Origin of the sequence: Arthrobacter rhombi (assembly GCF_900163545.1) — a bacterium.
Classification (GTDB): Bacteria; Actinomycetota; Actinomycetes; order Actinomycetales; family Micrococcaceae; genus Arthrobacter_H; species Arthrobacter_H rhombi_A.
This window is the reverse complement of sequence record NZ_FUHW01000028.1, coordinates 39,299-60,728: the sequence shown is the minus strand read 5'-3', so window position 1 is coordinate 60,728 and position 21,430 is coordinate 39,299. Positions and strand designations below refer to the sequence as shown.

General features: G+C 64.4%; 20 protein-coding genes and 1 tRNA gene. 12 read left to right on the top strand and 9 right to left on the bottom strand.

Annotated features, from left to right (window positions below; all coding sequences use genetic code 11):
• Positions 1 to 27 precede the first annotated feature (27 nt).
• A complete protein-coding gene (locus tag FM101_RS08320; RefSeq protein WP_086998200.1) occupies positions 28 to 708 on the top strand; it encodes an alpha/beta fold hydrolase in 681 nt (226 codons plus the stop codon).
• On the opposite strand, the gene FM101_RS08315 is transcribed toward FM101_RS08320, so the two are convergent.
• Genes FM101_RS08315 through FM101_RS08305 form a run of 3 tightly spaced genes read right to left on the bottom strand, consistent with a single transcriptional unit; the run spans position 705 to position 3,183 of the window.
• Positions 705 to 1,613, bottom strand: coding sequence for an Fpg/Nei family DNA glycosylase (locus FM101_RS08315; protein WP_086998197.1), 909 nt, complete (start codon positions 1,611 to 1,613; stop codon positions 705 to 707). The genes FM101_RS08320 and FM101_RS08315 overlap by 4 nt on opposite strands.
• A gap of 1 nt (position 1,614) precedes the next feature.
• Positions 1,615 to 2,088 (bottom strand): ribose-5-phosphate isomerase, encoded by a 474-nt coding sequence (locus tag FM101_RS08310; RefSeq protein ID WP_086998194.1) that lies wholly within the window; start codon positions 2,086 to 2,088, stop codon positions 1,615 to 1,617.
• 42 nt (positions 2,089 to 2,130) lie between these two features.
• Positions 2,131 to 3,183, bottom strand: a complete 1,053-nt coding sequence (locus tag FM101_RS08305; protein WP_179204274.1) for a lactonase family protein — start codon at positions 3,181 to 3,183, stop codon at positions 2,131 to 2,133.
• Between the two features lie 235 nt (positions 3,184 to 3,418).
• On the opposite strand from FM101_RS08305, the gene pepN reads away from it, so the two are divergent.
• From pepN to FM101_RS08275, 6 genes are all read left to right on the top strand, one after another.
• Positions 3,419 to 5,965 (top strand): aminopeptidase N, encoded by a 2,547-nt coding sequence (pepN, locus tag FM101_RS08300; protein WP_245806656.1) that lies wholly within the window; start codon positions 3,419 to 3,421, stop codon positions 5,963 to 5,965.
• Positions 5,966 to 6,026: 61 nt separating this feature from the next.
• Positions 6,027 to 6,494: an OsmC family protein gene (locus tag FM101_RS08295; protein ID WP_086998189.1), complete on the top strand. Its 468-nt coding sequence runs from the start codon at positions 6,027 to 6,029 to the stop codon at positions 6,492 to 6,494.
• Between the two features lie 2 nt (positions 6,495 to 6,496).
• A complete protein-coding gene (locus FM101_RS08290; RefSeq protein WP_086998186.1) occupies positions 6,497 to 7,180 on the top strand; it encodes a DNA alkylation repair protein in 684 nt (227 codons plus the stop codon).
• 44 nt (positions 7,181 to 7,224) lie between these two features.
• Complete coding sequence (locus tag FM101_RS15965) at positions 7,225 to 7,830, top strand: globin (protein ID WP_241895351.1); 606 nt, start codon at positions 7,225 to 7,227, stop codon at positions 7,828 to 7,830.
• A gap of 165 nt (positions 7,831 to 7,995) precedes the next feature.
• Positions 7,996 to 9,297, top strand: coding sequence for a sensor histidine kinase (locus tag FM101_RS08280; RefSeq protein ID WP_086998183.1), 1,302 nt, complete (start codon positions 7,996 to 7,998; stop codon positions 9,295 to 9,297).
• Positions 9,294 to 9,971 carry a response regulator gene (locus tag FM101_RS08275; protein ID WP_086998180.1) on the top strand — a complete coding sequence of 226 codons (678 nt, stop codon included), beginning with the start codon at positions 9,294 to 9,296 and terminating at the stop codon, positions 9,969 to 9,971. The genes FM101_RS08280 and FM101_RS08275 overlap by 4 nt, the downstream gene beginning before the upstream one ends.
• Here the strand turns inward: FM101_RS08275 and FM101_RS08270 are convergent.
• Positions 9,968 to 10,885 (bottom strand): type II CAAX endopeptidase family protein, encoded by a 918-nt coding sequence (locus FM101_RS08270; RefSeq protein WP_218778269.1) that lies wholly within the window; start codon positions 10,883 to 10,885, stop codon positions 9,968 to 9,970. The two genes, FM101_RS08275 and FM101_RS08270, sit on opposite strands and share 4 nt — an antisense overlap.
• A gap of 321 nt (positions 10,886 to 11,206) precedes the next feature.
• Between FM101_RS08270 and FM101_RS08265 the strand changes: the two genes are divergently transcribed.
• Together FM101_RS08265 and FM101_RS08260 are read left to right on the top strand one after the other, a co-directional pair.
• The gene (locus tag FM101_RS08265; RefSeq protein WP_086998177.1) at positions 11,207 to 11,974 is read left to right on the top strand and encodes an ABC transporter ATP-binding protein; all 768 of its coding nucleotides are present in this window, start codon (positions 11,207 to 11,209) and stop codon (positions 11,972 to 11,974) included.
• Positions 11,975 to 11,978: 4 nt separating this feature from the next.
• Positions 11,979 to 13,886: an FtsX-like permease family protein gene (locus tag FM101_RS08260; RefSeq protein ID WP_086998174.1), complete on the top strand. Its 1,908-nt coding sequence runs from the start codon at positions 11,979 to 11,981 to the stop codon at positions 13,884 to 13,886.
• A gap of 9 nt (positions 13,887 to 13,895) precedes the next feature.
• Here FM101_RS08260 and FM101_RS08255 read toward each other — a convergent pair whose 3' ends face one another.
• Positions 13,896 to 14,570, bottom strand: coding sequence for a hypothetical protein (locus tag FM101_RS08255; protein ID WP_086998171.1), 675 nt, complete (start codon positions 14,568 to 14,570; stop codon positions 13,896 to 13,898).
• A gap of 116 nt (positions 14,571 to 14,686) precedes the next feature.
• On the opposite strand from FM101_RS08255, the gene FM101_RS08250 reads away from it, so the two are divergent.
• The gene (locus FM101_RS08250; RefSeq protein WP_428844150.1) at positions 14,687 to 15,643 is read left to right on the top strand and encodes an acyl-CoA thioesterase; all 957 of its coding nucleotides are present in this window, start codon (positions 14,687 to 14,689) and stop codon (positions 15,641 to 15,643) included.
• A gap of 79 nt (positions 15,644 to 15,722) precedes the next feature.
• Here the strand turns inward: FM101_RS08250 and ettA are convergent, their stop codons facing one another.
• Positions 15,723 to 17,405 (bottom strand): energy-dependent translational throttle protein EttA, encoded by a 1,683-nt coding sequence (gene ettA / locus FM101_RS08245; RefSeq protein WP_086998166.1) that lies wholly within the window; start codon positions 17,403 to 17,405, stop codon positions 15,723 to 15,725.
• A gap of 134 nt (positions 17,406 to 17,539) precedes the next feature.
• Positions 17,540 to 18,085, bottom strand: coding sequence for a single-stranded DNA-binding protein (locus FM101_RS08240; protein ID WP_158225915.1), 546 nt, complete (start codon positions 18,083 to 18,085; stop codon positions 17,540 to 17,542).
• Positions 18,086 to 18,297: 212 nt separating this feature from the next.
• On the opposite strand from FM101_RS08240, the gene FM101_RS08235 reads away from it, so the two are divergent.
• Both FM101_RS08235 and FM101_RS08230 read left to right on the top strand, forming a co-directional pair.
• Positions 18,298 to 18,373 (top strand) — tRNA-Arg (locus FM101_RS08235).
• A 225-nt stretch (positions 18,374 to 18,598) separates the two neighbouring features.
• Positions 18,599 to 19,843 (top strand): MFS transporter, encoded by a 1,245-nt coding sequence (locus tag FM101_RS08230; RefSeq protein WP_086998160.1) that lies wholly within the window; start codon positions 18,599 to 18,601, stop codon positions 19,841 to 19,843.
• Between the two features lie 13 nt (positions 19,844 to 19,856).
• Here the strand turns inward: FM101_RS08230 and FM101_RS08225 are convergent, their stop codons facing one another.
• Both FM101_RS08225 and FM101_RS08220 read right to left on the bottom strand, forming a co-directional pair.
• Positions 19,857 to 20,516 carry an SDR family oxidoreductase gene (locus FM101_RS08225; protein ID WP_086998157.1) on the bottom strand — a complete coding sequence of 220 codons (660 nt, stop codon included), beginning with the start codon at positions 20,514 to 20,516 and terminating at the stop codon, positions 19,857 to 19,859.
• 27 nt (positions 20,517 to 20,543) lie between these two features.
• Entirely contained in the window at positions 20,544 to 21,383 is an 840-nt protein-coding gene (locus FM101_RS08220; RefSeq protein ID WP_086998154.1) for an aldo/keto reductase, read from the bottom strand.
• Between the last annotated feature and the right edge of the window lie 47 nt (positions 21,384 to 21,430).

Below are 21,430 nucleotides of genomic sequence, written 5' to 3'. Positions count from 1 at the left end.
TGCGGAACCGGCTGCTAATGTCCGGCTATGCGCATCTACGTTCCGGGAGCCAACCGCACCGGCAGGGCCGCCTGGCCCCATTGCACCGATGAAGAGGGGCTGTACGTCGCCTTCGCCACGGACTCGCCCGTGGAGCAGCGGACCACCACGGTGGGAAATCTGACGACGGCGGAGCCGGTCACCGTCATTGCCCACTCCTTGGGTGCGATTCCTGCGTTGCTGGCGATCGCCGCGGGGCACCTGCGGCCGGCACGGCTGGTCCTGCTGGAGCCGGCGCTCTTCGATATCGTCAGGGGCGTTCCGGCGGTGGAAGAGCACATCGCGGTGATGACCCGGGCCCGGCAGAAGGCCGCCGCCGGTGACCTTTTCGGTTATTGGGCACTGGTCAAACCGTTCATGTTTGGCGGCCGCGCCCTGGTGGAGGATTGGCAGCAGGATGAACCCCACGCCCGGCGGTTCAGCACCCAACCGGCACCATGGGGTCACAACATCACGCCGGATCTGATGGCGACCCTGCCCACCCTGGTGCTCACCGGCGGCTGGAACGAACAGTATGAGGCAATCGCCGCGGTTTTGATCCGGCACGGGGCCGCCCATCGCATCCTGCCAGGAAGTGGTCACCGGGCTCAAGACGCACCGGAGTTCGAAGCGCTGATCGCCGCCTTCGAACAAGACACGCCGGCCCGAGGCCGGATCCGGGGTCGCTAGGCCGACCGACCCGTGCGGGGCTGGCAGGCAGGACACCAATAGAGTTTGCGCGCCGCCAGCTCGGCCAGTCCGATCGGCGTCCGGCAGATCAGACAGGGCTGCCCCTGGCGTTGGTAGGTGTAGTAGGCATGATCGGGCCAGACCGGGGCTTCGGGGTCGGCACGGTCTGGGGCCCGGGTGGTGATGATGCGGCCATCGCGGACCCCATCGGCCATGAGCGCGCAGATATCCTGCCACAACCGGCGCACCACCGGTACCGGCAGGTCGCGGCCTCGCGCCCACGGGTCGAGTCCGGCACGGAAGAGTGCTTCGGCCCGGTAGATATTTCCGACCCCCGCAATCAGGGCCTGGTTCATCAGCGCGGCGGCGATCACGGTACCGGTGGCCCCGATCCGTCGGAGGAATTCCTCTTCCCCGGCAGCGGTATCAGCCCCCAACGGGTCGGGTCCCAACCGCCCCCGAACCGCTTCGGCCTCCGGCACGGTCAGCACCTCGCAGACCGAGGGGCCGCGCAGGTCGGCCCAGCCGTGTTCGGAGACCAGACGCATTCTGACGTGGCCCACCGGTTCCGGAGGTCCGTCGTAGGCGACGGGAGTCCCGTCGTCGTAGGCCTCCTTCTCGCCGATGCGTCGCGGGGCACCGATGCTCGAAGCGCCCCGGAAACCCTGGTCTCCCCCGAAGCCGAAGGCACCGTAGAGCCCCAGATGGACCCGCAGAATCTGTTCGCCGGCGAAGCGGGCGAACAGCTGCTTGCCGTGGGCCGTGGCCTCCAGGAGCTCACGACCGTCTAGCAGTGCGGCCCCTGCCGTGAATCTTCCTTGCGGGCTCGACACCCGCAGTACTTCTCCGGCGAAAACATCGTCCAGTTGGCGGGCAAGCCGGTGGACGGAGTGGCCCTCGGGCACCCTAGTCCTCTAGTTGGCCGGTGGTTTCGTAGGCACCGATCTGCTGGATTCGACGAATATGGCGTTCTGCTTCGCTGAACGGTTCGGCCAGGAAGGCGTCGATCAGGCCAGTGGCCTCTTCGATACTGTGCTGGCGCCCACCCACGGCAACAATATTGGCGTTGTTGTGTTGGCGGGCCAGTCGGGCGGTGTCCAGGTTCCAGGCCAAGGCGGCGCGGATCCCCTTGACCTTATTCGCGGCGATCTGTTCGCCGTTGCCCGAACCTCCCAGCACGATCCCCAAGGCATCCAGTCCGCGGGCCTGTTCGGCGGCGACGGCTTCGGCGGCGTTAATGCAGAATCCCGGGTAGTCGTCCTCGGCATCGTAGGAGGTCGGGCCATGGTCCACGACGTCGTGGCCGGCGCCGCGCAGATGCGCCACCAGGTGGGCGCTGAGTTCGAGTCCGGCATGGTCGGTGGCAATATGAACGCGCATGATGTCCTTCGGGTCATCCGTGGGAGGGGAACGTTTCCTAGCCTACAAGGGGGCGACGACCTCGATCCACAGGGGCCCCTCACCGGTGGCTGCCCGTCCGGTGGCCGTGAGTTTTCCGTCGTGCGGGGAAATGCTGTAGGCGCTCAGGTGGCCCGAACGTTCCCCGCAGACAAAGAGGTATTCACCGTCCGCATCCACGCAGGCCCCGCGGGGTTGTTCTTCGGTGTCAGTGGTGCGCAGATAGTCCAGCCTGCCGGTATCGGGGTCGATGGCGAACGTGGAAACCGTCGAGGTTGAGCGTTCGGTGGTGAACAGGAATTTTCCCCGGCCCCCGATGCGGATATCGGCGCACCAGATGGCGTCGGGACCGGGCACCGGGCCTCCTGGATGGCGGGCGAAGCCGGGGACGAGGCCCAGGGAGGCGGGGACGGTGTCAATGCGCTGGATTTCGGTGAGGGCCCCGGTATCTGGATCCCGTTCGTGGGCGGCAACTTCCCCGGACATCTCATGGATGACGTAGACCCGGGATGCGTCGGCGTTGAAGAGGAGGTGTCGCGGCCCCGAGCCGGTCGGGGCATCGAGGGACCCGGCCAGCGTCAGTTCCCCTGTCTGGGTGGAATACCAGACCACACGGTCACTGCCCAGCGAGGAAGCATAAACGTAGCGGCCATCGGGGCTCGTACGGACGCTGTGGGCTTTTTCCCCCGGGCTGGGCGCCCGCAGGGCATTACCGGCCGGCAGGCCGTCGGCGTCGAGCGGCACTGAGTTCACCGCGTCATGGTGGTAGGAAGCGCTGCGGACCGTCTGACCGTCGGCATCCAGACTGATATAGGCCGTGTTATCGGCCAGCTGGACCCTGGCGGCGTTGCTCAGTCGGCCGGTGGAGCCGTCGATGTCCAGGACGTTCAGCATCGGCGGTTTGCTGGAGGCCCCGGCATAGAGCAATCCGCGTTCCCGGCTCGAGGCCAAAGAGCGGACCCCCTCCACGCCAACCGGTTCGCCGGCGGGGCTCAAGGTTCCTGTTGCGGGATCGAAGGCGAAGGTCTCGACGGTTCCGGCCTTCGCGCAGCCAACGTAGACATGGGTCTGGTTCACGGTGCTTCTCCTGGTCATCGAGGCGGTGTGGCGGGACGGATCCCGTGAACCGATCCTATCCGGCGCCCGCGGGCCCGGACACGGGCCCCGGAACACACTGCCGGTATTTCCTTCCGCCAGGTAGCGCCATCGCGCCGTTTAAGTGAGACAATATCCGTAATGTTCAGGAATCGCTTCAGATATCCGCGCTCTCTGGACCGCCATCAACCGCGAAAGACCACAGGGAGGCATCACCGTGCCAGGATTGAATCTCACCCGCGACGAAGCGCGTGAACGCGCCGGGCTAGTCACCGTCGAAACCTACGACATCGAGCTGGACCTCACCCGCGGAGAGAAGGTGTTCGGTTCCACCACAACCGTGAGCTTCGAGGCCACCGCCGGAACCAGCACGTTCATCGATGCGGTCACCGATACCGTCCATTCGGTCACCCTCAACGGGGTGGAACTGGATCCGAGCCAGGTCAGCGACGGCGTACGCATCCAGTTACCGCAGCTCGCTGCCCGCAATGAGCTGCGCATCGTCGCCGACGCCCTCTATATGAATACCGGCGAAGGCCTGCACCGTTTCGTGGACCCGGTGGATGATGAGGTCTACCTCTACTCCCAGTTCGAGGTCCCCGATTCACGACGGATGTTCGCCGTTTTTGAGCAGCCCGACCTGAAGGCAGCCTTCTCCTTCACCGTCACCGCCCCCGACTACTGGGACCTCATCTCCAACTCCCCCACCCCGGCTCCGACTCCCGCAGGCCAGGGAAAGGCCACCTGGGCGTTCTCCCCCACCGCGCGGATCTCCTCCTATATCACCGCCCTTATTGCCGGCCCCTATGAGGCGGTGCGCAGCGAGCTGACCAGTTCCGATGGGCGGACCATCCCGTTGGGCGTTTTCGCGCGCAAATCGATCATGGAGCACCTGGATGCTGAGAACATCTTCACGCTGACCCGCCAGGGCTTCGAGTTCTACGAGGAGCAGTTCGGCACGCCCTACCCGTTCGAGAAGTACGACCAGCTCTTTGTCCCGGAGTTCAACGCCGGGGCCATGGAAAACGCCGGGGCCGTCACCTTCCTGGAGTCCTATGTCTTCAGGTCCCGTCCCACCGATGCCATGATTGAACGCCGGGCGATCACCATCCTGCACGAACTGGCCCATATGTGGTTCGGGGACCTGGTGACCATGCGCTGGTGGAACGACCTCTGGCTCAACGAGTCCTTCGCCGAATTCATGTCGGCGCTGGCCGCCGCGGAGAACACCGAGTTCAGCCAGGCCTGGACCACGTTCTCCTCCATGGAAAAGTCCTGGGCCTACCGCCAGGACCAGCTGCCCTCAACACACCCGATCAAGGCCGAAATCAAGGATCTGGAGGACGTACAGGTCAACTTCGACGGCATTACCTATGCCAAGGGCGCCTCGGTGCTGCGCCAGCTGGTGGCCTGGGTCGGCCAGAAGGAATTCATGGCGGGGGTCCGCGAATACTTCTCCAAACATGCCTACTCCAACACCGAACTTCCCGACCTGATGCGCGAGCTCGAGGCCTCCAGTGGTCGCGACCTTTCCGAATGGACCCGGCTCTGGCTTGAAACGGCGGGCGTCAATAAGCTCGAAGCCGAGATTGCTACCGCCGAGGACGGAACGATCACTTCCTTCGCCGTCGTCCAGTCGGCCCCAGCGGATTACCCCACCATCCGTCCGCACCGGGCAGCAGTGGGCTTCTATGACCTGAACGAAGCCGGAAAGCTGGTCCGCACCCACCGTCAGGAACTCGATGTCGCAGGTGAGCGCACCGAGGTCGAGGCCTTCGTGGGCAGGAAGCGCCCCGACCTGGTGCTGGTGAACGACGACGACCTGGCCTATGCGAAGATCCGTCTGGATCCCGCCTCACTCCAGGTGGCGATGAAGCATCTGAAGGATTTCGAGGCTTCGCTGCCCCGCACCCTGGTCTGGGGTTCGGCGTGGGATGCCGCCCGCGACGCCGAAACACCTGCCCGCGAATTCGTCGAACTGGTGCTGCGCAATATTGGCCACGAATCCGACTCTTCGGTGGTCTTGGTCATCTTGGGCCAGCTGAACACCGTCTTGGACTACTACGTGCGCGCCGAGGATCGCCAGCGGATGGGTGAGCAGGCAGCCGATCAGCTCTGGGAGTTGGCCCGTAGCGCGGAGGCCGGCTCGGATAAGCAGCTCCAATTCGTGAAGGCCGCGGCCTCACGCTCACGGACCGCGGACCAGCTGGATACGGTAGCTGCCCTGCTCGGTGGCGAACAGCAGCTGAAGGATCTGCAGATCGACGCCGACCTGCGCTGGCATCTGCTCACCGTCTTGGTCGCCGGCGGGCGAGCCGGCGCAGCCGATATCGAGGCCGAACTGGCCACCGACGATACGGCCAACGGCCGGCTGGCCGCCGAGGTCGCCCGGGCAGCCATCCCCACCGCCGAAGCGAAGCTGGCCGCCTGGGAGGCCATCATCGATGGCAGCGAGCTCTCCAACACCCATCAGCGTTCGGCCATCAACGGGTTCAAGCAGGCCCACGATCCAGCACTGTTGGAGCCCTTCGCCGCGAAGTACTTCCAGGTCATCCAGGGTGTTTGGGAGTCCAAGAGCTGGGAGATCGCCCAGCAGATCATCGTCGGCTTGTTCCCGATGGCCCAGACGACGGAGGCGACGTTGAAAGCCACCGATGCCTTCTTGGATCAGCTGGGTACCGGAAGCCCTGCCTTGCGCCGGATGCTGGTGGAAAGCCGCGACGCGGTGGTCCGGGCCCTGGCCGCGCAGGCAGTGGACGGATAGTTCCTGAGCGGCTGATCGGGGCAACCGGCTGGGTCCGAGGATTCGGGCCTACAGTGGTGCCATGGACCCGAATCTGCATCAATACCGCGTCGACGTCGAGTGGACGGGCAACCACGGCACCGGGACCACCGGTCATCGGGACTACGGCCGGGAACATTTCTTGCGGGCAACCGGGTTACCGGATCTGCCAGGGACCGCGGACCCGACCTTCCACGGCGACTCCGACCGGTGGAACCCCGAGCAACTCCTGCTGGGTGCCCTCGCCCAATGCCATATGTTGTCCTACTTCCATGTGGCGGTGAAATATGGGCTCCACGTCACCGGATACACGGACTCCGCCGCCGGAACCCTGCGCTTGAACCGTGACGGGAGCGGCGAATTCACTGAAGCCCTCCTGAGTCCGCGCGTCGTGTTGGCCGATGAGTCCCAACGTGGCCTCGCCGATTCCCTCCACGAACGGGCGCACCAGCTGTGCTTCATCGCCCGCTCGGTGAACTTCCCGGTCCTCAACCGACCCGTCGCACCCTAGTCATGGCAGATGAACTCGGGCAGTTGATCACCTCGCGGTTGGCGGCCGTCGCCGATCCGACCGCGGCGGGAGCCATGCAGCGCTATCTGAAGACCGAAATGGACTTCTTCGGCGTCCGCGCCCCCACGGTCCAGCGGATCGTCCGTGAGGCGGTCCGCGAAACGGGGGTCAGCCGCTGGGAGGATCTACTCGACGAGGCCAGGAAGTTGTGGGACGGTGCCCAGTGCCGCGAGCAATGGTATGCCGCCCAACAACTCACCGCTTACCGGTCCTGCAGGGGCCGACTCGAGTTCCTGGACCTGTTCGAAGACATGGTCGTTGACGGGGCCTGGTGGGACATCGTCGATAATTGCCACCGCAGGTTCGCCCATCTGCTCGCCCACCATCGCGAGCAGATGGATCCGCTCTTGCGTCGCTGGGCGGTGGATCCGAACCATTGGAAACGTCGAATAGCCATCATCACCCAGCTCAGCTCGAAGGAAGACACCGACGTCGGCCTGCTGGAAGCTGCCATCTACCCGAATATGGCCGAACAGGATTTCTTCCTCCGCAAGGCGATTGGTTGGGCTTTACGCGAATACGCCAAAACCGATCCAACCTGGGTCCGCTCCTTCGTTGCCAGCCATCGCTCCGAGCTCTCGGGCCTGAGTCAACGCGAAGCACTGAAGCACCTGCGCATTCGATAGTGTGGAGAAGGCTGGACCGTGCCAGCCGTGGAAGGAATCGACTCGTGAGCGACCAACAAAACCAGCAAGGCGGGCCCATCCGTTTGCCCGGAGGGGAATCCCTGGGCATCCATGTCGGACAGGTACGCCCGCTGTCCTCCCCCTCGGTATCCCCCGGCGCCTCGGGCGGGCAGCCCGAGGACACCGATGTCTCCGGGCAGAGTCCCGACCGGTTCGGCGGAACCACCCCGGCATCTGCAGACGTGGGCGATCATGAGGACCTCTCCCCCTACCTGGGAACCTTCTACGCCGAGGTCGGCGGCTCGAAGACCTTCCAGCGGCTGACCGAGTACTTCTACGAGTCCGTCGCCAACGATGCCGGGTTCCGCTCGATCTACCCGGAAGAGGATCTGAAGCCCGCAGCCATCCGACTGCAGTTGTTCCTGGAACAATATTGGGGTGGGCCCACCACCTACAGCCAACTGCGCGGGCACCCCCGTCTGCGGATGCGTCACGTCCCCTACATCGTGGACACCGCAGCCCGGGATACCTGGTTGGCCCATATGCGCCATGCCCTGGACCGGATCGCCCTGCCACCGCTGCAGGATGCGACGATCTGGGACTACTTCGACCGGGCGGCCCGCTCGCTACAGAACGCCGCCGACGGGTAGGACCGCTGCCGGCCGGAGCCGTTTTGGTCGTGTCTTGGCCGTTCAGCTGCCCTGTTCGGCCCGGTCCCTCATCTGCAAGGATGGCATGGTGCCCCGGGCCTAGATAGGGGATCCACGACGACGTCGCCCCTTTCCAACACCGGCTCACGACAGGAACTTCACGAGATGAACGAGCAGGCGCAGCACGGTTTCCGGCCATCCCCCATCGAGGGGATCATCGCCGTGATCAGCGGCGGGCTGGCCCTGACAGTCCTCTTCCTGCTCCCCCTGCTCGAGGAGGCCGACACCGGTATACCCGGAGGGACGTTCCCCGCGGGAGGCGAGAACTTCTGGGTCGTTGCGGTGGTGCTGGTGTGCCAGTCCGCGGCGCTCCTGTGGGCGAAGTCGGCACCGCGAACGGTCTTGACCCTCGTGGTGCTGTTGCCGGTGGTACTCGCCGTTTTCGTGCCGGGCCCGGCGTTCAGCCTCAGCACCATTGCCATCTTTTGTGCCGTCTTCCTGTCGGCGGGTCGGCTTCCCCTGCCTCGGGTGGCGCCCCTGTTGGTGCTGGCCGTCCTGATCATTGCCGGGGCTCAGGCGTTCAATGACTTCCGCACCGGCCTCCCTGCCACCGCTGCCGTGACTTCCGCCGTCGGGCAAGCCCTGGTGGTGGTCGGGGCCCCCCTGTTGTTCGCCTTGGTGCTCTCGGCTCGGCGGGAAGCCCGTCTGTCACGGACCCATGAGATTCAGGCTCTGGCCCGCGAACAACAGGCCCGCATCGAGGCCGCCGTTTCAAAGGAACGCACAGCGATGTCCAGGGAACTGCATGATATCGCCGCACACCATATGTCGGGTATAGCCCTGATGACCGCCGCAATCCAACAACAAATCGACACCGATCCCGAGGAAGCCAAACGCTCGGCCCAGCAGGTTCGTTCCCAAAGCACGGCGGTGCTGGAGGATCTGCGTAGGATCGTCGGGCTGCTGCGCGAACACCCCGAGGGCACCCGCTCGGTGGAAACCATAGCGGGGATTCCCGGGCTGGTTGAAGAACGCCGACGTACCGGGATGGACGTGGATCTCCTCCTGTCGGCGGCCCGGCCAGATCGGGAGCTAGCCGCCGGAATCGGCCCCTTGGCGCAACTGGTGGTGTATCGGATGGTCCAGGAGTCCCTGAGCAATGCCGCTGCCCATTCCCCCGGGGCCCGCTGTGTGGTGGATGTCGATGACAGTGATCCCTCCCAGCTCATCGCCGTCGTTCACCATGGGCACGCCGCCGCATGCCAGGTCGGGGCTGGTGCCGCCGCTGGTGCTGGTGTCGGCGGGGGTTTTGGCTTGCTCGGACTGCGTGAACGGGCCGAACTGATCGGTGCGGCCCTCGACCATGGGCCGAACGCCGAGGGCGGTTGGTCGGTACGTCTGGTGGTGCCCCGCGAGGTCGCCAGGCACCCCATTGACGCAGACGAAACCCCTCAGGAGATGCCATGATCCGCGTGCTGCTCGCCGATGACCAACCCCTCGTACGTGCCGGACTCTCAGCTCTGTTGAACATGGAACCCGATATCGATGTCGTGGCCGTCGCCTCCGACGGGGTTGAAGCGTTGGCGCGTGCCCGAGAGCTAAAGCCCGATGTCGCCTGCCTGGATATCCGCATGCCCGGGATCGATGGGATCACCGTCACCCGCGAACTGTGCGGCCCCGGCGTCGAGACGCCGACCCCTGTTCTGGTCCTGACCACCTTCGACCTCGATGACTATGTTTTCGGGGCCCTGGAGGCCGGCGCCTCGGGGTTCCTGCTCAAGGACGCCGAACCGCAGGTCATTGCCCAGGCGGTCCGCCGGGTAGCCGCCGGGGAGGCCACGATCGACCAGAGCCTCACCCGGCGGGTTCTGCGCGAGTTCGTTCAGCGCCGCAACTTGCAGCCGGTGTCCGGGCGGCGGGTGGAGGACCTCCTGACCCCGCGTGAACATGAGATCCTGCTCCTGCTGGCCCAAGGCAAACCCAACGAGGAGATCGCCGCCGATCTGGTGGTGGAAGTCTCCACGATCAAATCGCATCTGGCCCGAATGTTGCCCAAGCTCGGGGTCAGGTCTCGCCTCCAGGCGGTGGTGTGGGCCTACCAGAATCGCATCGTCGAAGTCCCCGACGGCTCCGGCAGCTAGACTGCCCCGTCGAGGACGTCCTCCTGCCCACCACCTGGCACATACCCCAACTGCCCGCGCGTCGTGACGATGACCAGCACCGCAGCAACGATGGCACCGGTGGCAGTGGCCGGCAGGACCAGGTCACCGGTGATCGCCGGGAAGGTCTCGGTCCAGATGATGGAGGCGAAGGTGTTGACGCTGACGTGCATGAGCATCGAGAGCGGAAGGCTCTGCCCGGTGCGGTTGAAGACCCAGGACATCACCACGTTGAACGCAATGCAGAATAAAATGAAGGCCACGGGACGGATCCAGTTTGCCTCGGGCCAGCCGCCCCATTCGGTGAGGAACAGTGGCAGATGCCAGAGGGCCCAGAGCGGGCCCAGGATCATGGCCGCCCCCAGGGCTCCGAAGCGTTGTTGGAGCCTGGGCAGGGCGAAGTCACGCCACCCGGGTTCCTCGGCCAGGCCCGTGGTGATCATCTGCAGCAGCAGCAACGGCACGTAGAGAGCGATGGCTGTTAGCGAGGGAGCACTGATCTTCCCGCCGGAGAACGCGAAACCGGTCAGGAGCATCGCCGCGGGAACCCCGAGGAGTGTGATGGCATACCACTGCCAGGAAACACGCCAACGCCATAGGCGCCCGGCCCAGCTACGGAGCCCGGACCGGCCGTCCGCCACTGTGGTAACCAACAGTGCCGAACCGATGGGCCCCAGGAAGGCCCCCGGAATGACGCCGGCGAACTGCGAGGTACCCAGAAACTCGGGGAAGCTATAGGCCCAGATCCCCAGTCCGTTCATCGACAGGATATAGGGCAGCCAGCCCAACCAACTCAAGACGTTGGTCAACACGAAGAAGGTCATCAGCGGGCGTCTTCGGATCAGATTCCTCATGGATCCCGTGGCATGATCCGGCAGTAATTCGGTGGTGGTCATCGTGGCCCCTTCCAAGGGTTCGGTCGCTGTTGCACTGTCCTGTCGACGCTAGGTCCGGAGCAAGACGGTCTTCTAGCCGCCCGGGATGGCCGTGGAGAGGTCCCTCCCAACGGTGTAATCCAGTCCCCGACCACCGGCTGGCTGGCACCGGATAGGGGCTCAGGCGCGAGCTGATTCGGCGCCCGGCGGGAGGATTCACGGGAGGGCATTGCATCAAAGGATGCAAGTCCTCAACTGCCTCCCCGGGCGGCTCGATCCCGACCTGGCGCACTTCTAGGCTCGAAGACGTACCACCACAGACCATGATTGAGGAGCCATCCCATGAGCACGACAGCCCCGTTAGCAGCGCCGAACCCACAGATCACTGCACCCGCCGTGGACTTGATCCGTTTGCGCAAGACCTACCCGAACGGCCCCGGCCTCTCCACCGCCCTGAACGACGTGTCGGTGTCCCTTGAAGCCGGCAGTTTCACGGCGGTCATGGGCCCATCGGGCTCGGGAAAGTCCACCCTGCTCAATTGCGCCGCAGGTCTGGACGCACCCACCAGCGGGCGGGTAGTGATCGGTGGAACCGAACTCACCGTGCTCTCCCCCGATGCGGCCACCCGTTTCCGCCGACGCCATCTGGGTTTCATCTTCCAGGCGTACAACCTGATCGGACACCTCACGGTCGTCGAGAACATCCAGCTCCCGCTTCAACTCGATGGCCGGCGCCCCGACCCCGACTGGCAGCACCAGCTCATGTCGGCCGTCGGACTCATCGGTCTTGAGGACCAGCTCCCCGGTGAACTTTCCGGTGGCCAGGCCCAACGGGTCGCCATCGCTCGGGCGCTGGTGACCCGACCAACCGTCGTCTTCGCCGACGAGCCCACCGGCGCTCTGGATCGCCAGACCGGGGACCAGGTCCTGCAGATCCTGCGCTCCACGGCACATCACTTGGGACAAACCCTGGTGCTGGTCACCCACGACGCACGGGTTGCCGCCGCCGCCGACCGGGTCATATTCCTCGCCGATGGTCGGCTGGCCGGAGAACTGGTGGAGCCAACCAGCAGCCGGATCGCCGACCGTCTCGTGAAGCTCGGGGGCTAAGGCCATGTGGGCTTATACTCGCGCGGCCTTACTCGTTTATCGTGCGAGTTTAATCGGCAGTTTCCTCGTCGTCGTCCTGGCGGCGGCCTTGCTCTCTGCCACTGGCGTCCTCCTGGCTTCGGGCTTAAGCTCCGACGCGGCGGGCCCGTCGTCGCCCTTGCTGGTGTCGGTCGCCGGTTCCTTCGCCGGAACCGCCTTGATCCTCGTCATCATCGTGGTCACCCAAACGTTTTCCTCCGCACTGCGTCAGCGCCAACGGCAATTCGCCCTGCTTCGCGCCATCGGAGCCACCCCCGGGCAGATTCGTTCGATGATCGCCGCCGAAGTCTTTGCCGTGTTTTCCCTGGCCGCCCCGCTCGGCGCCATCCCCGGGCTCTTCGCCTCCCGGTTGCTCCTGCCGCTCTTGCGTGAAAATGGGATCATTCCCACTGACTTCGAGTTGAGCATCACCGCCTGGCCGGCGGTGGGCGCTGTGCTGGTCCTGCTGCCCTCGAGCCTGCTGGCCGCACGTTTGAGCGCGCGCAAGGTGAGCCGGATCGCTCCCGTGGAGGCCGTCACCGCAAGTGCCTCGGAAGCCTCGATGCTCTCCCCCGTGCGCCGTATTTCGGCGCTCTCGCTACTGGGACTGGGCTTCGTGGTGGCCTTCACCCCCGTCCTCGTTCCGGGAACGATCGGCAGCGCCACCGGTGCCTCCTCGGCGTTCCTCTTCATTGCTGCCGCCGCCGTGGGAGGGCCGGTGCTCGTGGGGTGGGTGGCCCGAAAAGCGGTCAAGGCTTCCCGGTCCGGGCCAGCTGGTCCCGCGGTCCTGGCTGCAGCCAATACCCGGGGGTTCTCGCGTCGACTCACGGCAGCGATCATTCCGCTGGCCCTCTTTCTGGCCTTGGGGACCGTGCAGTCGGGGGTGAACCTGGGAACGGTCGGCGCCGCCGGTCAGCAGCTACGCGAGGGGCTGAGCGTGAATCTGATTATTTCCACGCCCACAGGCGTCACGGCTGCCAACGCCGCCACTGTGGGGCACGCGCCCTCGGTGGAGTCCGTCATGGCCAGCTCGACTCTTCCGGTGACCTCGAAAATCGAGGACGACGACGAGGACCTGGCCTTCTTCAACGATCTGTTGTGGGAGCCCGGATCGCTGCGGACCGTCGGAGCCCACGCCGAACGGTTCCTGCACCCGGGGCTGACTCAGGGTTCCTTGGAGGATCTGGGTGCCCCGGACACCATTGCGGTCAGCAGCGAGGCCACGCTGGGTACCGGAAAAGGCATCGGGGATCCCGTCGAACTGCGTTTCAGCGATGGAGCCGAGCAGACGTTCACCATCGCCGCGATATATTCCAAGGGTTTGGGTCTCGGAAACTTCATCATCAACGAACAGAACCTGCCCGAGGCGAGCAGACCTGCCCGGGCTGACTCATTGCTGGTGAACACCACCGGAACCGGTGCAGGGTCGGTCGGCACGGCGATTGGGGGCACCGGACTCACGGCCAGCAGCGTCCCCGACTACGCAGCTCACACCGTGTCCTCCTCCGCGCAGGAACAACAACTCTCCAACGTCCTGCTGCTGGTTTTGGTGCTGTTCGTGGCGTTGGCCGCCGCCAATACTCTGGTGATGCTCACCGGTGCCAGAAGGGACGAGTTCGTCCTCTTGAAGCAGCTCGGAGCCACACGGACCCAATTGAGGCTCATGGTTTTGCTCGAAGCCGTTTTCCTGACCGTGGCAGCCCTCGTGATAGGTACCCTCTGTGTTCTTCCAGCGCTCTTCGGCGTCGGCTACGGCCTGCTCGGTGGATGGGCGCCCGCCGTCGACTGGCCCATCTATGGTGGGCTCGCCCTCGCGGTGGTGGCCATCGCTCTCGGGGCGATGGGTCTGTCAGCCTGGGGTGGCACCCGGAATCACCGGCAGGTGAGGGCTTGATCGGGTAGCCTACAGCAGCTGGGCTGCATGGCGGATGAGGGTGTGGCCCCCGGAGGAGGACAGGCGCAGCCAGCGACCTTGCCCGAAGAGTCGGCTGCTGCCCCCGGGGCGCAGGAAGCCCAAGGTATGGGCGGCGAAAGCAGCCCCCAGGGGCAGTTCGATCTCCGCGGGGCCGGTGCCGGTGACCGGTGCCGACCAGATCCTCCCGCGCACCGTATCGAGGACCGGGCGGCCCACGCTGGTCGGTACCGCCTCGGCCACCGAGCGCATCCCGGCTTCGGCCTGCCGGCGTAGCTCGTCGTCGTCGTAGGCTCCCCGTTCCTCCCACCCCGTTAAGGGTGGGGTGATACCGGCCCATGCTGCCCTGGATTCTGCTGGTGGCAGGGCCAGGATCGTCTCGGACTCCTCCACCCGGGCCAGCCGGTCGGTCAGGGCACCGAGCTCATAGACGGCTTCGAAGCCGTCTGCTTCCGGGGTGGCCAATTGGGCCACGCGCAGCCCGAGCACCGTGGGAGTCACCGCGGCAATGGCTTCTTGGGCCAGCACCGGAACATATACCGCCAGCGCCGTCCTGACCGCTTGGAGCCTGACCTGTCCGTCTTCGACGGTCCGGGCCCGGGCCAGGAACGTGCGTAGATCGGTCATCGTGTCGGCATCGGCGAGGGGCAGCGTATCGTGAAGCATGATCCCATGCTGTCACCCCCGGAGTCGGCACGCTATTTTCCGGTTCTTCCCGGTTGATCGGCGAGGTGGCCCACGGATAGTCTCAAGCGCAGGACAATCCCTACCAAGGAGTAATAGTGCCCGAACATGAAGTGCCCGAATCCCTGGTCAGGGTGTTGGCTCTCGAAGGAGACGGTCAAACCCGCACGGACGAGGACATCTTCGTCGGCCACACGCCCGCACAGAGCCGGGGCCGAGTTTTTGGCGGGCAGGTCTTGGGCCAGTCGGTCATCGCTGCCTCGCGCACCGTCGAGGGTGAACGCCCCATCCACTCCATGCACGGATACTTCTTGCGTCCAGGTGATGTGAAGGTTCCCATTACCTTCGGTGTGGAGCGGCTGCGCGACGGCCGGTCCTTTTCCGCCCGGCGGGTCCATGCGTACCAGAACGGCAAGCCCATCCTGTCGATGATCGCTTCCTTCCAGGAGCCCGCGGAGGGACTCGAACATCAGGTGCAGATGCCCCAGGGCATTCCGGAACCGGAGTCCTTGCCGACCACCGCCGAGGTCATCGGTAAGATCAATCATCCGGTGGCCAGGGAATGGGCGTATAAGCGTCCCTTCGACATCCGCTACATTGACAAGCCGTTGTACTTCGAAGCTCCGACCGGTGACGCCCGGAAGGCGTCGAACGCCATCTGGATGAAGTCCTATGAAGCGCTCCCCGACGACCAGTCACTTCACCGGGCTGCGCTGGCTTTCGGCAGCGACTACACGTTATTGGAGTCGGTACTGCGCCGCCATGGTTTGCCGTGGATCACTCCGGGCATGAGCGTGGCCAGCTTGGACCATGCCATGTGGTGGCACCGCGATGTCCGTGTCGACGATTGGCTGCTCTACGTCCAGGAGAGCCCCAGTTCTTCCGGTGCCCGTGGTTTGGGCCAGGGACGATTCTTCACCCGAGACGGCGTCCTGGTTGCCACCGTCGCGCAGGAAGGCATGGTCAGGGTCCCCACCGATACCAAGTCCAAACTCATCGGTGGTGTCCAGGCGCGGCTGATGCGTGCGGCCATCAAGCACGAACAGAAGCGCTGAGGCTCCCCACCCCGCACGAAACGGTGCCCCCACTGGATGCGAACATCCGGTGGGGGCACCGTTTTTGGATCCGTAAACCCTAGCCGCGCGTCAGGCGGCGGTGGGTGACACGGTGGGGCTTGGCCGCATCCGGGCCGAGCCGCTCGATCTTATTCTCTTCGTAGGCTTCGAAGTTGCCCTCGAACCAGTACCATTTGGCGGGATCGTCTTCCGTGCCTTCATAGGACAGGATGTGGGTGGCCACCCGGTCAAGGAACCACCGGTCGTGGGAGACGACCACGGCGCAACCGGGGAATTCCAGGAGGGCGTTCTCCAAGCTCGAGAGCGTTTCGACATCGAGGTCGTTGGTCGGCTCGTCAAGAAGGAGCAGGTTCCCGCCCTGCTTCAGCGTCAGCGCCAGGTTCAACCGGTTGCGCTCACCACCGGAGAGCACACCCGCCTTCTTCTGCTGGTCCGGGCCCTTGAAACCGAAGGCCGAGACGTAGGCCCGTGAGGGCATTTCGACGTTGCCGACCTGGATGTAGTCATTACCCTCGGAAACGACTTCCCAGAGGTTCTTCTCCGGATCGATCCCGCCGCGGTTCTGGTCAACATAGGAGATTTTGACGGAGTCGCCAACCTTCAGCACCCCGTCGTCGATCTCCTCCATGCCCACGATCGTCTTGAACAGGGTCGATTTACCGACGCCGTTGGGGCCGATGACGCCGACGATGCCGTTACGCGGCAAGGTGAAGGAAAGATCTTCGATGAGCACACGGTCCCCGAAGCCCTTCTTGATCTTGTCCGCTTCGATGACCAGCGAACCCAGCCGTGGGCCCGGTGGGATCTGGATTTCCTCGAAATCCAGCTTGCGGGTGCGCTCGGCCTCCGCAGCCATCTCCTCGTAACGGTTCAAACGTGCCTTGGACTTGGTCTGGCGGCCCTTGGCGTTGGAACGAACCCATTCGAGTTCATCGCTCAGACGCTTGGAAAGCTTCTGGTCCTTCTTGCCCTGTACCGCCAGCCGCGCCTGCTTCTTCTCCAGGTACGTCGAGTAGTTGCCTTCGTAGGGGTGGAGCTGGCCGCGGTCGACTTCGGCGATCCACTGGGCCACATGGTCCAGGAAGTACCGGTCGTGGGTCACGGCCAGGACGGCGCCCGGGTAGGCCTGCAAGTGCTGCTCAAGCCAGAGTACCGATTCGGCGTCGAGGTGGTTCGTCGGTTCGTCAAGAAGCAACAGGTCGGGCTTCTGCAATAGGAGTTTGCACAGGGCGACGCGGCGGCGCTCACCACCGGAGAGAATGGAAACTTCGGTATCGCCCGGAGGGCAGCGCAGTGCATCCATGGCCTGCTCGAGCTGGGAATCGATATCCCAGGCGTCGGCGGCGTCGATGGCCTCCTGCAGCTTGCCCATTTCCTCGAGCAGTGCGTCGAAGTCGGCATCCGGTGAAGCCATCTCCTCTGAGATCTCGTTGAAACGCGAGATCTTGTCGTAGATTTCACCGACACCTTCCTGGACGTTGCCCAAGACGGTCTTCTCTTCGTTCAACGGTGGCTCCTGGAGCAGAATGCCCACCGAGTATCCGGGGCTGAGGCGCGCCTCACCGTTTGAAGGCTGGTCGAGGCCGGCCATAATCTTGAGGATTGTCGATTTACCAGCACCGTTCGGGCCAACAACACCGATCTTCGCGCCGGGGTAGAACGACATGCTGACGTCGTCGAGGATCACCTTGTCGCCAACGGCCTTGCGGGCCTTGGTCATGGTGTAAATGAATTCTGCCATGCCCACTAGGCTAGTCGTTCCCGCCGCCAATTCCCTATTTAGAGGTAGGCCCACAGACTGTTGGGACGTCGGAAGCGGTGAGTGAGCTACCGGTCTCCATATACTTATCGACGAGCAGGGCACCCGTGGAGAGATCAGCCGGCCAGGGGCTCGGTTTCCGAACCTGACGGCTCGTCCCACCCGGACACCGGATCGGTACCGAATCTTCCGGCGGCAGGATCTGCCGATTCGACCGGGCCACCGGCTTCCTCACCCTCCACCACCGGCGGGTCCGATTCCACGGACCGGTCTGCGGTACGGGCTGCGGCCAGCTGCGGCAGACGGGAAAACTCGGTGGTCCCGAATTTGAGGTCGTGACCAATGACCTCTGCTTCAACGTCAATCCCGGTACCCGTACTGCCGTCCTCCCGGGTGTATTGGTCCACCTTGGCGTAGCCGGCCACGAAAACCCGTTGTCCCTTACGCAGCGACGCGTGGGCATTAAGACCCAATTGGTGGAACACCTTGATGGTGTACCAGTTGGTGCTTTTGGTCTCCCATTCCCCGCTCTGTTGGTTCCTGCCCCGGATATCGGCACCCAGCCGGAAGTGGGTGACCCGAAAATCATTCGCATGCGTGCGCACCACCGGGTCGGTACCGACATTGCCGACCACGGTAATGAAGTTGTTCACGTCTTTCATGGTGTCCTCCAGTGCTGATCTCCAACCGGAACAGGCAGTCCCGCTTCCCCAGACTGGCCGGGAGTCCAAGGAAGCCATGCCACCGTGGTCCGGTCTGTGGACTCTTGGCGACCAACCCGATGTTACCGCCGGTTGTGAGGGGGATGTGGGCTCGAATGTGGCGCTGCAGCAACGGATCGCTAGAATGATTCCTGTTGCCCTGCGGGGCACCGGCCCCCGTAGCTCAGTGGATAGAGCAACAGCCTTCTAATCTGTCGGTCGCGCGTTCGAATCGCGCCGGGGGCACCATCCATGAACAGCAGGCCTCAGGACGGATATCCGCCAGATTCCTGAGTCGCCCGAGGCACGAACCCTATATAGTCCACCCGCGGCACAAAAGCGATTAGACTGTACCCAGTGGTAGCAATCCTGCCCGTTTTGCCAGCAACGCCCTACATCTCTTCGGGCGATTCGCGGCCCTCACGGAGCCGCAACACCACCCGTATCCCCTCAGGAACAGGAAGAAGCATCCAGGTGCCCACGTCGCAGCCGATCATGGTTCGCGGAAGCCTCCGTGCGTGGCGCAACGCTGTTTTCGCTGTTTTTGCTCTCTCGGGTCTGGGTTTTGCTTCCTGGGTTTCCCGGATTCCCGCGGTGCGGGACGGCATGCACCTGAGCACGGCAACCATCGGGCTGATGCTTTTCGGGCTGGCCTTCGGGTCCATTGCCGGACTCGCGACCGCCCCGAACTATATGGCCAGGATGGGAACCCGGAACGGGCTGCGCTATTCACTTCTGGCCATGGCCGGGGCCACCGTGTTACTGGGCCTGGCCGCCGGAGTATGGGGTTCCTTCCTCGCCTCAGCAGGGGTTTTGGTGCTCTTCGGCTTCTTCTACAGCATCACCGATGTCGTCATGAACGTCGAAGGGGCAGACGTAGAAAAGGCCAATGGGCGCACCCTGCTGCCGATGATGCACGCCTTCTTTAGCCTGGGGACCATCATCGGCGCAGCCCTCGGCGCCGTGGCAGCCATGAACTCACTCCCGGTGGGCATCCACTTCACGGTGGTCGGCCTGGCGATTGCGGCGGCCGGCAGCTGGAGTGTGCTTCATATCCCTGGCCCCGGCGCCAAGGTATCCAGTGCAGGCCCAGCCGCTCCAGCGGCGGCCGCCGATTTCGGACGCCACCCCCGCTTCGGTGCACGCCTTCGGGAAACCCTGAAGATGGCCGCGGAGCCGCAATTGTTTTTCTTGGGTCTCATGGTCATTGGGATGGCCTTCGTGGAAGGATCCGCCAACGACTGGTTACCCCTGGCAGCTGTCGATGGGCACGGTTTCAATAATGCCGGCGGAGCCCTGGTCTATGGGACTTTCGTCGCGGCAATGACCGTGGGGCGTGCTGCCGGCGGACCACTGATCGACAGGTTGGGTCGACGCCATACGCTCACGATCATGGGGGCTTTGGGTTTCCTTGGGCTCCTGGTCTTCATCCTGACCAACACACATTGGACGGCCTTCGGTGCCGCCGCACTCTGGGGTCTGGGGGGATCATTGGGCTTCCCGATCGGAGTCTCCGCTGCGGCAGACCACCCCACCCATTCGGCCCGCAGAGTCAGCATCATTTCGATCTTCGGCTATATGGCGTTCCTCGTCGGCCCGCCGGTCCTGGGACTGCTGGGCGAACACTTCGGAATCCTGAACGCCCTCTACCTCGTGGCGTTGATGTTGTTGCTCTCGCTGCTGGTGGCACCGCGCGCCATGCGCGCCTCGGCGCGCTAGCCACCCGGAACGCTCAGACGCCCAGCGTGGCGAACCATGGGCCGACGGGCTTCTCGCCGTCGCAGAACTTCAGCGTCGCTCCGATGGTGCGTGGTTGCACCAACGACTCGGCAATAGCCAACGCGACGTTGGCCCGTGAGGTCGAGGTATCCCCGGAGATCGGATGCTCCAGCGGGGTTACTTTCCCGGTGGCCGGCTCCAGTGTGAGAGCCCCCGGGCCCAGAATGGTCCAATCCAGTGCCGATTCGCGGAGATGCTCATCGGCGGCGATCTTGGCCGCTTGGTAGGGGTAGAACGGGTCATCGAGGGGTTTCAGATACTGAGTATCAGCCGTGGCAAAAGAGACCATGATGAACCGTTGGACCCCTGCGGCCATGGAAGCATTCATGATCCGGATGGCCGCATCGCGGTCGACGGCGTACGTCCGGTCGGCGTCACCGCCACCGGCCCCAGCGCTGAAGACCACGGCGTCGAAACCTGCCAGGACCGGCTCCAGTTCGGGAGCCTGGGCGCGCTCGATATCCAGCACCACGTCAGTGCCGCCGGCGGCGCGGACCTCGTCGGCGTGGGCTGGATTGCGGATCACCGAGGTGACCTCGTCACCCCGGTTGGCCAGTTCGCGGGTCAACAACAGGCCGACCTTTCCGTGGCCGCCGATCACGATGATCTTCATACGTAGCTCCTGGGTTCAAAAGGGTGATCAGTGACCGAAGACCATCGGATCGACCGGGGCGTCCCCGGTCCCATCGAGGGCATCGATGGCTGACATTTGTGCGGCGTCGAGTTCAAAACCGAACACATCGAGGTTGCTGGCCATGCGCCCGGGATCTTCCGACTTCGGGATGGGTGAGGCACCGTGTTGCAGGTTCCAACGCAGGACCACCTGGGCAGGGGTCTTCTGGTGGGCGGTCGCCGCTTCCACGACGGGCGCTGCCTCCAAGACACCGCCGCGGGCCAGCGGGGCCCAGGCCTGAGTGTGGATGCCATGGCGTTGGTGGAAGGCAATATCGTCTGCGCGCATCCACAGCGGGGAATGCTGGATCTGGTTCACGTCCGGCACCACACCGGTGGCATCCATGAGCTCGGTCAGCTGGGACTGGGTGAAGTTCGAGGTGCCAATCGCCCTGACTTTGCCCTTGGCCAGAAGCTTGGCCAAGCCCTTATAGGCGTCCACATAGGTGCCCCGCTCCGGGTTCGGCCAGTGGATGAGCAGCAGGTCGATGTAGTCCACGCCCAGCTGTTCGATCGAATGCCGCCACGCCTGGCGTACGCCGTCGAAGGAATGCCATTCGGCATTGAACTTTGACGTCAAAAACACCTCATTGCGGGCCAGCGGGGAACGGGCGATTCCTTCACCGATCCCGACCTCATTGCCATAATTCTCTGCGGTGTCGAAGAGCCGATACCCGACGTCTATGGCGTTACGGACGGCAGCACCGGCCTCCGTATCGTCCATCGTCCAGGTACCCAATCCGATCATGGGGATCTCGGCACCGTTGGCGAGCTTCTGCAAGGGAACTGCTGCTGGATTCTCTGACATTCATTCATGCTAGCTTGCCCCGTCGCTTCCCGCCCGAGAACGGGCAA